We start from the raw sequence: 14,479 nt of genomic DNA, 5'->3' as shown, positions 1-14,479 counted from the left end.
GCAGGGGGGGCCCTGTGGGAGAGTAGGACACCGCCGAACAATTTTTAGCCTCAACCCCCGGACTCTGTCCGGGGGTTGAGGCATTTTTGCGTTCTGCTGCAGAGAGCCCCCTGTGCGCCGGGGTCCGGTGGCTGAGGGTAAGGTCAGGGGGCATCGTCCGCACGTTCCCAGCAGGAGGCTCCCGGGTGGAGGTCCAGGAGACCCGTGTTCAGACCGACCGGGTCCTCACCATCCCCAACATTCTCAGCATGGCTCGCCTCGTCGGCGTGCCGCTGTTTCTGTGGCTGATTCTCCGGCCGGAGTTCGGTGGGCCCAAGAGTGACGGCTGGGCGCTTCTCGTCCTGATGCTCAGCGGCGTCAGCGACTATCTCGACGGCAAGCTGGCGCGGCGCTGGAACCAGATCAGCCGCCTCGGCCGGCTGCTCGACCCCGCCGCCGACCGGTTGTACATCCTGTCCACCCTCGTGGGACTCACCTGGCGGGAGATCCTGCCGTGGTGGCTGACCGCCGCCCTTCTGGCACGCGAGGCCATGCTGCTGGTCATGGTGGGAATCCTTCGCCGGCACGGCTACCCGCCGCCGCAGGTGAACTTCCTCGGGAAAGCTGCGACTTTCAACTTGATGTACGCGTTCCCGTTGCTGCTTCTCAGTGACGGAACGGGCTGGCTGTCGTCACTCGCTGAAGTTTTCGGATGGGCTTTCGCCGGATGGGGTACAACTCTGTATTGGTGGGCAGGGATCCTCTACGTGGTCCAGGTCCGTCGACTCGTGAAGACGGATACCGAGGCCGATTGAGCCCGTTCCTTCTGTGTCGAGCAGCGTCGCCGGCAACAACGAGGACGTCCGCGGGCTACTGAGCGGACAGGTGAAGTCGGCAGGACCGTCGTCTCTTCAAGGAGGACGCTTCCGACATGAAGGCCGTTGTGATGGCCGGCGGCGAAGGAACCCGCCTTCGCCCGATGACCTCGAGCATGCCCAAGCCTCTACTGCCGGTGGTGAACCGGCCGATCATGGAGCACGTCCTACGACTGCTCAAGAGGCACGGTCTCAACGAGACCGTCGTCACCGTGCAGTTTCTCGCTTCACTCGTCCGGAACTACTTCGGCGACGGCGAGGAGCTCGGCATGGAGCTCACGTATGCCAACGAGGAAAAGCCACTCGGTACAGCAGGGAGTGTGAAGAACGCCGAGGAGGCGTTGAAGGACGACGCCTTTCTCGTCATTTCCGGGGACGCGCTCACCGATTTCGACCTCACTGATCTCATCGCCTTCCACAAGGAGAAGGGCGCCCTCGTCACGGTCTGCCTCACCCGGGTCCCGAATCCGCTGGAATTCGGGATCACGATCGTCGACGAAGAGGGAAAGGTCGAACGCTTCCTGGAGAAACCCACCTGGGGACAGGTCTTCTCGGACACCGTGAACACGGGCATCTACGTCATGGAGCCCGAGGTCTTCGACTACGTCGAGGCGGATGTTCCGGTCGACTGGTCGGGTGATGTCTTCCCGCAGCTCATGAAGGAGGGCAAGCCGATCTACGGCTATGTCGCCGAGGGCTACTGGGAGGACGTCGGCACCCATGAGAGTTATGTGAAGGCCCAGGCCGACGTCCTGGAGGGCAAGGTCCAGGTCGACGTCGACGGCTTCGAGATCTCGCCGGGCGTGTGGGTCGCCGAAGGTGCCGAGGTGCACCCCGACGCGGTGCTTCGCGGCCCGCTCTACATCGGTGACTACGCCAAGGTCGAAGCCGGTGCCGAGATCCGTGAGCACACCGTCGTCGGTTCGAACGTGGTCGTCAAGAGCGGCGCCTTCCTGCACAAGGCCGTCGTGCACGACAACGTCTACATCGGTCAGCAGAGCAATCTGCGCGGCTGTGTGATCGGGAAGAACACCGACATCATGCGGGCGGCCCGGATCGAGGACGGAGCCGTCATCGGCGACGAGTGCATGGTCGGTGAGGAATCGATTGTGCAGGGCAACGTGCGGGTCTACCCGTTCAAGACGATCGAGGCCGGCGCCTTCGTCAACACCTCGGTCATCTGGGAGTCCCGCGGGCAGGCCCACCTCTTCGGAGCCCGAGGGGTCTCCGGCATCCTCAACGTCGAGATCACCCCGGAGCTGGCCGTCCGTCTCGCGGGGGCGTACGCCACGACCCTGAAGAAGGGGGCGACCGTCACCACGGCGCGCGACCACTCCCGGGGCGCGCGAGCGCTGAAGCGGGCGGTGATCTCGGCCCTGCAGGCCAGCGCGATCGACGTACGGGACCTGGAGAACGTCCCGCTGCCGGTGGCGCGGCAGCAGACCGCGCGGGGAAGCGCCGGTGGAATCATGGTGCGGACCTCGCCCGGGGTGCCCGACTCCGTGGACATCATGTTCTTCGACGAACGCGGGGCGGACCTCTCCCAGGGCGGGCAGCGGAAGCTGGACCGGGTGTTCGCTCGCCAGGAGTACCGGCGGGCCTTCCCCGGGGAGATCGGTGACCTCTCCTTCCCGGCGAGCGTCTTCGACTCGTACACCGGCTCGCTGCTGCGGAACGTCGACACCACAGGGATCGCGGAAGCAGGGCTGAAGGTCGTCGTGGACGCCTCCAACGGGAGTGCCGGGCTCGTGCTGCCCAGCCTGCTGGGACGGCTCCAGGTCGACTCGCTCACGATCAACCCCGGCCTCGACGAGTCGAGACCCACCGAGTCGGTCGAGAGCCGGCGGGCCGGGCTCGTCCGGCTCGGGGAGATCGTGGCCTCGGCGCGGGCGGCGTTCGGCGTGCGGTTCGACCCCGTCGGTGAGCGGCTCTCGCTCGTGGACGAGCGGGGGCGGATCATCGAGGACGACCGGGCGCTCCTGGTGATGCTGGACCTGGTGGCGGCCGAGCGGCGCTCGGGGCGGGTGGCGCTGCCGGTGACCACCACGCGGATCGCCGAGCAGGTCGCCGCGTACCACGGCACGCAGGTGGAGTGGACGACAACCTCGCCCGACGACCTCACCCGGGTGGGGCGCGAGGATTCGACGATCTTCGGCGGCGACGGGCGCGGTGGGTTCATCGTGCCCGAGTTCAGCAGCGTCTTCGATGGCGCGGCCGCCTTCGTCCGGCTGATCGGTCTGGTCGCGAGGACGCAGCTCACCCTGAGCCAGATCGACGCGCGGATTCCGCGGGCGCATGTCCTCAAGAAGGACATCGCGACCCCGTGGGCCGTCAAGGGTCTGGTGATGCGCCGGGTGGTGGAGGCGGCGGGCAGCCGTTCCGTGGACACCACCGACGGTGTGCGGGTCGTCGAGGCCGACGGCCGGTGGGTGATGGTGCTGCCCGACCCCGCTGAGGCCGTCACCCATCTGTGGGCGGAAGGACCCGACGACGCCTCCGCGCAGGCCCTGCTCGACGAGTGGGCCGTGGTGGTCGACGGCGCGGGTAGCTGACGGCACGGGGTACGAGGCGGGGAGGTGCCCCATGGGGTGCCTCCCCGTCGGTCGGAGGGGCCATTCGGTGGTAGGTCGCGCGACGTGCGACGATGTGCGGCATGTCGCAGCAGTCCCCCGTTCGGAGCACCGGATCACCGCCGCCGCGCCCGGACGCGTCCATGTCGCTGCTGAACAACGTGATCGACCACGCACTCGACGACGGCTACGCGGAGGCGACCGCCCGGCGCGCGGCCGAGGGCGGTGGGCTGCCGCGTAGCCTGCGGGCCAAGCTGGGGGTCGCCGCGGGCCTCCTGCTCGCGGCCGCCGTGGTGACCGTGGGCGCGGCCGAGGCGCGGATCTCCGCACCGGTCGTCGCCAAGGAACGACAGGAGCTGATCGACCGGATCGAGGCGGAGACGTCGACGGCCGACCAGCTGGAGCAGGACGTCGAGCGGATCAGTACCGAGGTCGGCGAACGTCAGCGGGAGGCGCTGCAGCAGCACGGCGGCGACCAGGGCGAGCTGGTGGCACTGCTCTCGGGTGCGACGCCGGTGCACGGTCCCGGCGTCAAGCTCGTCGTCGACGACGCCAAGGACACCGACACCGGGGGCGGCGGGCCGCGGGAGAGCAGCGGCTTCGCCGACACGGGCCGGGTGCGCGACCGGGACATGCAGCGAGTGATCAACGGGCTGTGGGAGTCGGGCGCCGAGGCGGTCGCCATCAACGGCCAGCGGCTGACATCGCTGTCCGCGATCCGGGCCGCCGGCGACGCCATACTGGTCGACAACAAGCCGCTGGTGCCGCCGTACACCGTCCTCGCGATCGGGGACGGGCAACGGCTGAGCACCGCGTTCCAGGACAGCGCCGACGGACAGTATCTGCACGCGCTGGTGGAGAACTTCGGGATCAGGAGCGGCATCTCGGCCGAGGGCGACGTACGCCTGCCGGCCGCGCCGAGTCTGACCGTACGTACCGCAGAGCCGAGGGGGGCCGGGGCGGCGACGCCTTCCGGTCGGGCCACGGCCGACACAGGGAAGGGCACATCGTGATCGCCGTACTGGGCCTGATCGTCGGAGTCGTGGTCGGACTGTTGGTCCGCCCCGAGGTTCCGGCGGTGGTCGAGCCCTATCTTCCGATCGCCGTGGTAGCCGCCCTCGACGCGGTCTTCGGCGGCCTCAGGGCCATGCTCGACGGCATCTTCGTCGACAAGGTCTTCGTGGTCTCGTTCCTCTCCAACGTGGTCGTGGCCGCGCTGATCGTCTTCCTCGGCGACAAGCTGGGCGTCGGCGCGCAGCTGTCGACCGGTGTGGTGGTCGTGCTCGGCATCCGGATCTTCTCCAACGCGGCCGCCATCCGGCGCCACGTCTTCCGGGCGTGACGCCGATGAGCGAGAACCCTCAGAACCCCGAGAACCCCGAGAAGTCCGAACAGCCTGAACAGCCCGAGGTCCGGAAGCCGGAGAGCCCCGAGTTCCGGGCGCCCGAGTCCGTGAAGCCCGAGCCCTCCGAGCCTGTGAAGCAGCGTGAGGACGTTCCCGCGCCCAAGACGCCCGAGACGCCCGAGGCTCCTGAGGTGCCCGTCGTCGCCGCGCCGTCGCCCGCGGCCGAGCCGAGCGGGCGTCGGAGGCTGGTCTCCGCGGTGTGGCCGCCCCGGGTGACCCGCGCCCAGCTCGTCGTCGCGCTGCTGCTGTTCGTCCTCGGTCTCGGCCTGGCCATCCAGGTCTCCTCGACCAGTGACAACAGTGCCCTGCGCGGGGCGCGCCAGGAGGACCTGGTGCGCATCCTCGACGAGCTCGACGACCGTACGCAGCGCCTGGAGGACGAGAAGGCCCGGCTGGAGAAGCAGCGCACCGAGCTGGAGTCCAGCTCCGACCAGGCCGAGGAGGCGCGGAAGCAGACCCAGGAGAAGGAGCAGCAGCTCGGCATCCTGGCCGGCACCGTCGCCGCCGAGGGGCCGGGCATCACCCTGACCGTCGGCGACCCCGCGGGGGCCGTCGAGTCGGACATGCTGCTCGACGCCATCCAGGAGCTGCGCGCCGCCGGTGCCGAGGCGATCCAGGTCAACGGTGTACGGGTGGTCGCGGACAGTTATTTCACCGGTAGCGGTGATGACATGCGGATCGATGGAACGAAGGTGGCCGCTCCGTACGTCTTCAAGGTCATCGGCAAGCCGGAGGATCTCGAGCCCGCGCTCAACATCCCTGGCGGTGTCGTGCAGACCCTGGAGAAGGAGCAGGCCACGGCCACGGTGGAGCGGTCGGCGAAGATCGTCGTCGACGCCTTGCGACCCGCGAAGCGGCCTGACTACGCTCAGTCGTCCTCGCAGTGAGAGGAGGACGAGGGGGGACCCGCGACATGGGTACGACGTTGCGGGGGGTCGGCGCACCACAACAGTGGTGCGTGGTGGAAACTGTCCGGAGGATACGGACGTTGTGAAGGTGTCCGGGTCGGCAGGTGTGATGGATCTCGGTTCGTCCTGCCCCACGGGCGGGTCTGTTTCGGTCAAGGGGAATCGCCCGTGAAGTTGTTTGCGAAGTTGTTCGGCAAGAGCGCACGCGAGGACGGCGGCAACGCCAGGCACCGCGCGCCGCGCCATGCCCAGAGCGAGGAGCAGGGTGGCGAGCGCCCGCTGTTCCGCGACGAGGTCGGCGGCCAGGGCGGTGACATTCCGGGCACTCAGGGCGCGTCGTCTGTTGACCCCGCCGGTGCCCCCCGCATAGGTTTCGGAGAACCATCAACCTCAAGTACGGGTGGAGGGTTTACCCCCGACCCGTACGCGACACAGACCTCGGCGGGGCAGCCGCGGCAGGAGGATGCGTCCATGCCGGTGTGTACGAGGTGCGGTCACCGCAACGCGGCCGACAGTCGCTTCTGCTCCCACTGCGGTACGCCGCTGCGGGGCGGGGTCGCCGCCGAGCGCCCTTCGGAGACGACGTCCACGATCTCCATCTCGGGCCTCGAGGCCTACGACGCCGAGGTCACCGGTCAGACGCAGCTTCCTTCGCTCTCGCCCGAGGCGCTCGCGGCCGTGGAGGCACTGCCGTCCGGTTCCGCGCTCCTCGTGGTGCGCCGCGGTCCGAACTCCGGAAGCCGGTTCCTGCTGGACGGCGACCTGACGACGGCCGGCCGTCACCCCCAGAGCGACATCTTCCTGGACGACTTCACGGTCTCCCGGCGCCATGTCGAGTTCCGGCGGGGCCAGGACGGCAGCTTCACCGTGGCCGATGTCGGCAGCCTCAACGGCACGTACGTCAACCGTGAGCCGATCGACTCGGTCGTTCTGTCCAACGGCGACGAGGTGCAGATCGGTAAGTACCGGCTGGTCTTCTACTCGAACCAGCGAGGCGCGTGACGCCTCGGAGAAGCCTTCAGGGAAGGTCCATGCTGCGAACACCGACGGGCGGCGCCGATTCCGGCGCCCCCACCGCGGGCGACCGGCTGGTGAGCATCGGTACGGTGCTGAACCAGCTGCGCGACGAATTTCCCGAAGTGACCATCTCCAAGATCCGGTTCCTGGAGGCCGAGGGGCTCGTGGAGCCCCGGCGTACGGCCTCCGGGTACCGGAAGTTCAGCCCGCAGGACGTGGAGCGACTCGCTCAGATCCTGCGGATGCAGCGGGACCACTACCTTCCGCTGAAGGTCATCCGTGAGCACCTCGACGCCCTCGCCAGGGGAGAGCAGATCAAGCTCCCGGCCCCCGGGCGTCGGCGGGACCTGGTCGAAGGCGCCTGGGAGCAGGACGTGGAGCCGCCCACCGCCGCGCGGATCGGGCGGGCGGAGCTGCTGGCCGCGGCCGAGGTGTCCGAGGCCGAGCTCGTCGAGTGGGAGTCGTACGGTCTGATCTCCGAGACCGAGAACGGCGGCTACGACCCCGAGGCCGTCACCGTCGCCAGGCTTGTCGCGGACTTGGGGAGATTCGGTCTGGAACCCCGGCACCTGAGGGCGGTCAAGGCCGCCGCGGACCGGGAGGCCGGGCTGATCGAGCAGGTCGTCGCGCCGCTGCGCCGGCACCGCAATCCGCAGACCAGAGCACATGCGGAGGCCACCGCCCAGGAGCTCGCCGCGCAGTCGGTACGGCTGCACGCGGCCCTTGTCCAGACCGCTCTGGGGATCCGTCTCCAGTGAGCTCGGTGGTGCCCTTGGAGGGGCCCGACTATCCAAACCGGTCGAGCACGTCCTAGGGTTGCTGTGTGAACGAGCTCGACGTTGTGGGTGTCCGGGTGGAAATGCCCTCCAACCAGCCGATCGTGCTCCTGCGTGAAGTGGGAGGCGATCGGTACCTCCCCATCTGGATCGGACCGGGGGAGGCGACCGCGATCGCCTTCGCCCAGCAGGGGATGGCCCCGCCGCGGCCGCTGACGCACGACCTGTTCAAGGACGTGCTGGAGGCCCTGGGACAGGAACTCACCGAAGTCCGCATCACGGATCTGCGTGACGGGGTCTTCTACGCCGAACTGGTCTTCGCCAGTGGCGTCGAGGTGAGTGCGCGGCCGTCGGACGCGATAGCACTGGCCCTCCGGACCGGAACGCCGATCTTCGGCAGTGACGGTGTGCTGGACGACGCCGGTATCGCGATTCCGGACGAGCAGGAGGACGAGGTGGAGAAGTTCCGCGAGTTCCTCGACCAGATCTCACCGGAGGATTTCGGGACCAACAGCCAGTGACACGGAGCGACGCGGCCGAGGGCCGTTCGCGGGGTGCCGTCAGAGCATTCGAGTAGCCTTTCCCCGGGAGAGACACGGGAAACCACCCTCAGGGTGATTATCACTCGGCGTGCCGAGTGTGGCGATCGTTGACGCACCCCGAGTGACTGCCTACCTTCGTGTGGGCAGGTCAAGGACGGAGGGTCGGCGTGATGAGCAGCGCGGACGGTACGGCAGGGAGCTCGCTCGGACGCGTGTCCGGAGAGAGCGGTCCGTATCCGCTTCACGGCAGTGTGGGCGACTTCGGTACGGAAGCCGGTGCGGGCACCGGGGCGGGCGGCACGGGGCCGGACGAAACGGGCGAGGTCGTCGGCTATCGAGGCCCGACGGCCTGCGCGGCGGCCGGGATCACCTACCGCCAATTGGACTACTGGGCGCGTACGGGGCTCGTGGAGCCGAGCGTACGGCCCGCCTACGGGTCGGGGACGCAGCGGCTCTACAGCTTCCGCGACGTCGTCGTGCTGAAGATCGTCAAGCGTTTCCTCGACACCGGGGTGGCCCTCCAGAACATCCGGGCCGCCGTGCAGCACCTGCGCGCGCGGGGCTTCCGGGACCTGGAACGGATGACGCTCATGAGCGACGGGGCCACGGTGTACGAGTGCTCCTCGCCCGACGAGGTCGTCAGCCTGCTCCAGGGCGGACAGGGCGTCTTCGGCATCGCCGTGGGCGTGGTCTGGCGGGACGTCGAGGCGGCGCTCTCGCAGCTGCACGGGGAGCGGGTCGACACGGGCGCGACGCTCGTGGGGCACAACCCGGGGGACGAGCTGGCGAGACGGCGACGGGACAGGGCGGTCTGAGGGCCCGGCTCCTCGGTGCCTGTCCCGAACCGGTAACCCGGACCGAAGGCCTGGGCCGTGACGGTCCGGGCGGGTGCCGGGCCGTCGTGGTTGCCGGTGGTGCCGACGGGCCGTGCGGTGGTGCGGCGTCGTTGTCAGTGGCGTAAGGCAGCATCGGAACCGTGAGAGCCGCGCCGACGATCCTGCATCTCGACATGGATGCGTTCTTCGCCGCCGCCGAGCAGGCGGCGAAGCCCAGCCTGCGCGGAAAGCCCGTGGTGGTCGGCGGTCTCGGACCGCGCGGCGTGGTCGCCACCGCCTCGTACGAGGCGCGCAGGTTCGGAGTGCACTCGGCCATGCCCATGGGCCAGGCGCGACGGCTCGCGCCGAACGCGGCCTACCTCGTCCCCCGCTTCGCCTTCTACCGGTCGATCAGCGAGCAGGTCATGGAGCTGCTCGGACGGCTCTCGCCGCTGGTGGAGCCGCTCAGCCTCGACGAGGCCTTCGTCGACCTGGAGGCCGGGGGGATCGCCGACGACAGCGCGAGCGCCCGGGCCGCCGGGGAGCGGCTGCGGGTCGACATCCTGGCGACGACGGGACTGACGGGGTCCGTGGGGCTCGCGGGGTCCAAGATGATCGCGAAGATCGCCTCCGAGCAGGCCAAGCCCGACGGGCTCGCCCTGATCGAACCAGGAACCGAACGGGAGCTGCTCGGGCCCCGGTCGGTGCGGATCCTGCCCGGCGTCGGTCCGGCGACCGGTGAGCACCTGCGGCGGGCCGGCATGACCACGGTCCTCGACCTCGCGGAGGCGGGCGAGGACGAGCTCGTACGGCTCCTCGGGCGGGCGCACGGGGCCTCGCTGTACCGGATGGCCCAGGGGTACGACGATCGGCCCGTGGTGGCCGAGCGGGACGCCAAGTCGGTGTCGGTCGAGGACACCTTCGACGTGGACCTGCACGACCGCGTGCGGATCAGGACCGAGGTGGAGCGGCTCGCGGAGCGGTGCGTGGGGCGGCTGCGGGCCTCGGGGCACTCGGGGCGGACCATCGTGCTGAAGGTGCGGCGGTACGACTTCTCGACCCTGACCCGGTCGGAGACGCTTCGGGGCCCGACGGACGACCCGGGCGTGGTGCGGGAGGCGGCGGGGCGGCTGCTCGACGCGGTGGACACGACGGGGGGCGTGCGGCTGCTGGGCGTCGGGGTGAGCGGGCTCGCGGACTACACGCAGGAGGACCTGTTCGCACAGGCGGAGGCGGCGACGGCCGAGGCGGCCGAGACGGCGGCGGGGGGGCCGGCCGGCGGCGAGGGGGAGGTCGCCGTGGCCGCGGCCGAGACCTCCGTCGCGCCCGGGCCCGCGGCCGAGGAGCTCGTGGAGCGGCAGTGGGCGCCGGGGCATGACGTACGGCACGCCGTGTACGGGGCGGGGTGGGTGCAGGGGAGCGGGGTCGGGCGGGTCACGGTGCGGTTCGAGGAGCCGTGGTCGAAGCCGGGGAGGGTGCGGACGTTCCCGGTGGGCGATCCGGAGCTCGTACCGGGGGAGGCGTTGCCGTTGGTGCGGCGGGGGCGCGAGTGACGTGTGGTGGCCCGGCCTTCCGGCCGGGCCTGGGTCCCCCGTACTACCCGTGCGAGTCGCTGGGCAGCGGTGCCGGTCTTCCCATGGGGGAGTCGCGCCGTCGGCGGCTGCCGGGCGCGGAGGGGGTGCCGGCTTCGCGGGCCGGTCCTGTGGGGCGGCCCGGGGGTTCGTTCGCGGTGGGGCGGGTGCCGGTCATTGGCCTGCCAGGCGGCCGAAGTCCGTGTCCGGGGTGTCCGTGGGGGGCGGGGGGAGTGCCAGGCTGTAGTGGCGGTAGAGCTGGAGTTCCTGTTCGGGGGAGAGATGGCGGCCCACGCCGAAGTCGGGGGCGTCCTTGATGAGGGCCCGCTCGTACGGGATGTGGAGTCCGTCGTCGAGCAGCTCGCTCGGGTCCAGGGGAACGAAGGCGTCCCGGCTGAAGAGGCCGGTGCGGACGGCTGCCCACTCCGGGACGCCGGTCGCGTCGTCCAGGTACACCTCGTCCACGGTTCCGATCTTGTGTCCGTTACGGTCGAACGCCTTGCGGCCGATCAGGCTGCGCGGATCGATATCGGTCTGCACGGTCCCTCCAACTGGTCGCGGCTGCTCTGCCCCTCTACCCCCTACGAAAGTGCACAACTGGGATGTCGGCCACTTGAGCGATGGGAGCCGCAACCTCGCTGGTAGGCTGGCTGTGGCTGTCGACCCCGTGCGGGAGAGTCCCCCGGAGAAACCTTCCGGTGGGCGCCGAAGGAGCAAATCCTCCCCGGAATCTCTCAGGCCCCTGTACCGCGCGGACGAGGTCACTCTGGAAAGCAGAGCGGTGTCCGACGGCATGCGCTCTCACCGACGGTGAAAGTCGGCGTGCCGCGAGGCGTGCCGGTGAAACTCTCAGGTTGAGATGACAGAGGGGGAGGCCGTCCGGGTACCCGCGCCGTGGTGCCCCTCGCAGGTCGTGACGACCAGGAGGCCTCCGTACATGACCGCCAACCGCATTCCGCTCTCCGAACTCGAACAGGGCATCCCGTTCGAGCAGCGGCACATCGGGCCCGACGCCGAGGCGCGCGCCAAGATGCTCGCCCAGGTCGGCTACGGCTCGCTCGACGAGCTCACGGCCGCCGCGGTGCCGGACGTCATCAAGAACACCGAGGCGCTGGACCTGCCGGCCGCGCGCACGGAGGCCGAGGTCCTCGCCGAGCTGCGTACGCTCGCCGACCGCAACCAGGTCCTCGCCCCCATGATCGGCCTCGGCTACTACGGGACCTTCACGCCGCCCGTCATTCTCCGGAACGTCATGGAGAACCCCGCCTGGTACACCGCGTACACCCCGTACCAGCCGGAGATCTCCCAGGGCCGCCTCGAGGCCCTGCTGAACTTCCAGACCGTCGTCGCCGAGCTGACCGGGCTGCCCACCTCCGGCGCCTCCCTGCTCGACGAGGGCACCGCCGCCGCCGAGGCGATGTCGCTGTCCCGCCGGGTCGGCAAGGTCAAGAACGGTGTCTTCCTCGTCGACGCCGACGCGCTGCCGCAGACGATCGCCGTCATCGAGACCCGTGCCGAGCCGACCGGCGTCGAGGTCGTCGTCGCCGACCTGAGCGAGGGCATCCCCGCCGAGGTCGCCGAGCGCGGTGTCTTCGGTGTGCTGATCCAGTACCCCGGTGCCTCCGGCGCCGTCCGCGACATCAAGCCGCTGATCGACGCCGCCCACGAGCTCGGCGCGATCGTCACCGTCGCCGCCGACCTGCTCGCGCTGACCCTGCTCACCTCGCCGGGCGCGCTGGGTGCGGACATCGCCGTCGGTACGACGCAGCGCTTCGGTGTCCCGATGGGCTTCGGCGGTCCGCACGCCGGCTACATGGCCGTCCAGGACAAGCACGCCCGCTCCCTGCCCGGTCGTCTCGTCGGCGTCTCCGTCGACGCCGACGGCAACCGCGCCTACCGTCTCGCCCTGCAGACCCGCGAGCAGCACATCCGCCGCGAGAAGGCCACCAGCAACATCTGCACGGCTCAGGTGCTGCTCGCCGTCATGGCCGGCATGTACGCCGTCTACCACGGCCCCGAGGGCCTCAAGGGCATCGCGCGCCGCACCCACCGGTACGCCGCGATCCTCGCCGCCGGCCTGACGGCCGGGGGCGTGGAGCTCACCCAGGGCGCCTTCTTCGACACCCTCACCGCCCGTGTGCCCGGCAAGGCCGACGCCGTCGTGGCCGCCGCCCGCGAGGCCGGCGTCAACCTTTACCGCGTCGACGCCGACCACGTGTCCATGTCGTGCGACGAGACCACCGGGCGCGCCCAGCTCACCGCCGTGTGGGGCGCCTTCGGGGTCGACGGCGACATCGAGGACCTGGACGCGGTCGTCGAGGACGCGCTCCCCGCCGCGCTGCTGCGCTCCGACGCGTACCTGACCCACCCGGTCTTCCACGCGCACCGCTCCGAGACCTCGATGCTGCGCTACCTGCGCAAGCTCGCGGACCGCGACTACGCGCTCGACCGCGGCATGATCCCGCTCGGCTCCTGCACGATGAAGCTGAACGCGACGACCGAGATGGAGGCGGTGACCTGGCCCGAGTTCGGTCAGATGCACCCCTTCGCCCCGGTCGAGCAGGCGCAGGGCTACCTCACGCTCATCACCGAGCTGGAGGAGCGCCTCTCCGAGGTCACCGGCTACGACAAGGTGTCGATCCAGCCGAACGCCGGTTCGCAGGGCGAGCTGGCCGGTCTGCTCGCCGTCCGCGCCTACCACCGCGCCAACGGCGACGAGCAGCGCACGGTCTGCCTCATCCCGTCCTCCGCGCACGGCACCAACGCCGCCTCCGCGGTGATGGCCGGGATGAAGGTCGTCGTCGTCAAGACCGCCGACGACGGCGAGGTCGACGTCGAGGACCTGCGCGCCAAGATCGCGCAGTACCGCGACGAGCTGTCCGTGCTGATGATCACCTACCCGTCGACGCACGGCGTCTTCGAGGAGCACGTCGCCGACATCTGCGCCGAGGTGCACGACGCCGGTGGCCAGGTGTACGTCGACGGTGCCAACCTGAACGCGCTCGTCGGTCTGGCCAAGCCGGGTCACTTCGGCGGCGACGTCTCGCACCTGAACCTGCACAAGACCTTCTGCATCCCGCACGGCGGCGGCGGTCCCGGCGTGGGCCCCGTCGGTGTCCGCGCGCACCTCGCCCCGTACCTGCCGAACCACCCGCTGCAGCCCGCCGCGGGCCCGGAGACCGGCGTCGGTCCGATCTCGGCCGCCCCGTGGGGCTCCGCCGGCATCCTGCCGATCTCGTGGTCGTACGTGCGTCTGATGGGCGGCGAGGGCCTCAAGCGCGCCACCCAGGTCGCCGTGCTCGCGGCGAACTACATCGCCAAGCGTCTTGAGCCGCACTTCCCGGTGCTCTACACCGGCCCGGCCGGTCTGGTCGCCCACGAGTGCATCGTGGACCTGCGTCCGCTGTCGAAGGCGACGGGCGTCACGGTCGACGACATCGCCAAGCGCCTCATCGACTACGGCTTCCACGCGCCGACGATGTCGTTCCCGGTGGCCGGCACGCTGATGATCGAGCCGACCGAGTCCGAGGACCTGACCGAGCTGGACCGCTTCTGCGACACGATGATCGCGATCCGGGCCGAGATCGAGAAGGTCGCCTCGGGCCGGTGGCCCGCCGACGACAACCCGCTGCACAACGCCCCGCACACCGCGGCCGCGCTGGGCGGGGAGTGGAACCACGCGTACACGCGGGACGAGGCCGTCTTCCCGGCCGGGGTCTCGGCCGCCGACAAGTACTGGCCGCCGGTGCGCCGGATCGACGGTGCCTTCGGTGACCGCAACCTCGTCTGCTCCTGCCCGCCGCTGGACGAGTACGACAACTGATCCGTGATCACCGGTTGCTGATCACGGATCGTTGATCACGGATCGCCGACCACGAGGACACGAGGAGAGGGCCGGGCCCGGGGGGGTGCACCCGGGCGGGCCCCGGCGGGTTGGCCCACCCGCCCGGGGGCCGCACGGGGGGGGGGGGGCCCCGCCCCCCAGCCCCCCGGCCGCCCCCCCCCCCGCCCCCCCCCCCCC

At 70.2% G+C, this 14,479-nt stretch carries 12 protein-coding genes and 1 riboswitch; of the genes, 11 read left to right on the top strand and 1 reads right to left on the bottom strand.

The window, feature by feature from the left end; translation table 11 throughout:
- Positions 1-185 precede the first annotated feature (185 nt).
- The 10 genes from ACFWUY_RS38860 to ACFWUY_RS38815 all read left to right on the top strand — a co-directional run bounded on the left by ACFWUY_RS38860 (position 186) and on the right by ACFWUY_RS38815 (position 10,440).
- Complete coding sequence (locus ACFWUY_RS38860) at positions 186-794, top strand: CDP-alcohol phosphatidyltransferase family protein (RefSeq protein ID WP_384121199.1); 609 nt, start codon at positions 186-188, stop codon at positions 792-794.
- 116 nt (positions 795-910) lie between these two features.
- Entirely contained in the window at positions 911-3,406 is a 2,496-nt protein-coding gene (locus tag ACFWUY_RS38855; protein WP_384121197.1) for a sugar phosphate nucleotidyltransferase, read from the top strand.
- A gap of 101 nt (positions 3,407-3,507) precedes the next feature.
- Positions 3,508-4,437: a DUF881 domain-containing protein gene (locus ACFWUY_RS38850; RefSeq protein ID WP_384121195.1), complete on the top strand. Its 930-nt coding sequence runs from the start codon at positions 3,508-3,510 to the stop codon at positions 4,435-4,437.
- The gene (locus ACFWUY_RS38845; protein ID WP_015032176.1) at positions 4,434-4,766 is read left to right on the top strand and encodes a small basic family protein; all 333 of its coding nucleotides are present in this window, start codon (positions 4,434-4,436) and stop codon (positions 4,764-4,766) included. Before ACFWUY_RS38850 ends, ACFWUY_RS38845 begins: the two co-directional genes overlap by 4 nt.
- A 5-nt stretch (positions 4,767-4,771) precedes the next feature.
- Positions 4,772-5,716 carry a DUF881 domain-containing protein gene (locus tag ACFWUY_RS38840; RefSeq protein WP_384121191.1) on the top strand — a complete coding sequence of 315 codons (945 nt, stop codon included), beginning with the start codon at positions 4,772-4,774 and terminating at the stop codon, positions 5,714-5,716.
- An 81-nt stretch (positions 5,717-5,797) separates the two neighbouring features.
- On the top strand, positions 5,798-6,739 hold the full coding sequence (locus ACFWUY_RS38835) for an FHA domain-containing protein (RefSeq protein WP_384121201.1): 942 nt from the start codon (positions 5,798-5,800) through the stop codon (positions 6,737-6,739).
- A 29-nt stretch (positions 6,740-6,768) separates the two neighbouring features.
- The gene (locus ACFWUY_RS38830) at positions 6,769-7,512 is read left to right on the top strand and encodes a MerR family transcriptional regulator (protein WP_384121189.1); all 744 of its coding nucleotides are present in this window, start codon (positions 6,769-6,771) and stop codon (positions 7,510-7,512) included.
- 65 nt (positions 7,513-7,577) lie between these two features.
- Positions 7,578-8,051, top strand: coding sequence for a bifunctional nuclease family protein (locus tag ACFWUY_RS38825; protein WP_384121187.1), 474 nt, complete (start codon positions 7,578-7,580; stop codon positions 8,049-8,051).
- Between the two features lie 191 nt (positions 8,052-8,242).
- Positions 8,243-8,887 carry a MerR family transcriptional regulator gene (locus tag ACFWUY_RS38820; protein ID WP_384121185.1) on the top strand — a complete coding sequence of 215 codons (645 nt, stop codon included), beginning with the start codon at positions 8,243-8,245 and terminating at the stop codon, positions 8,885-8,887.
- Between the two features lie 161 nt (positions 8,888-9,048).
- Positions 9,049-10,440 (top strand): DNA polymerase IV, encoded by a 1,392-nt coding sequence (locus tag ACFWUY_RS38815; RefSeq protein ID WP_384121183.1) that lies wholly within the window; start codon positions 9,049-9,051, stop codon positions 10,438-10,440.
- A gap of 192 nt (positions 10,441-10,632) precedes the next feature.
- On the opposite strand, the gene ACFWUY_RS38810 is transcribed toward ACFWUY_RS38815, so the two are convergent.
- On the bottom strand, positions 10,633-10,998 hold the full coding sequence (locus tag ACFWUY_RS38810) for a PRC-barrel domain-containing protein (protein WP_384121181.1): 366 nt from the start codon (positions 10,996-10,998) through the stop codon (positions 10,633-10,635).
- A 120-nt stretch (positions 10,999-11,118) separates the two neighbouring features.
- A riboswitch (glycine riboswitch) is annotated at positions 11,119-11,218 on the top strand.
- 177 nt (positions 11,219-11,395) lie between these two features.
- On the opposite strand from ACFWUY_RS38810, the gene gcvP reads away from it, so the two are divergent.
- A complete protein-coding gene (gene gcvP / locus ACFWUY_RS38805; RefSeq protein ID WP_384121179.1) occupies positions 11,396-14,281 on the top strand; it encodes an aminomethyl-transferring glycine dehydrogenase in 2,886 nt (961 codons plus the stop codon).
- Positions 14,282-14,479: the final 198 nt, after the last annotated feature.

Source organism: Streptomyces sp. NPDC058664 (assembly GCF_042716635.1).
Classification (GTDB): Bacteria; Actinomycetota; Actinomycetes; order Streptomycetales; family Streptomycetaceae; genus Streptomyces.
Note: the sequence above shows the minus strand (reverse complement) of the source record. Positions and strands in the feature narration are given on the sequence as shown.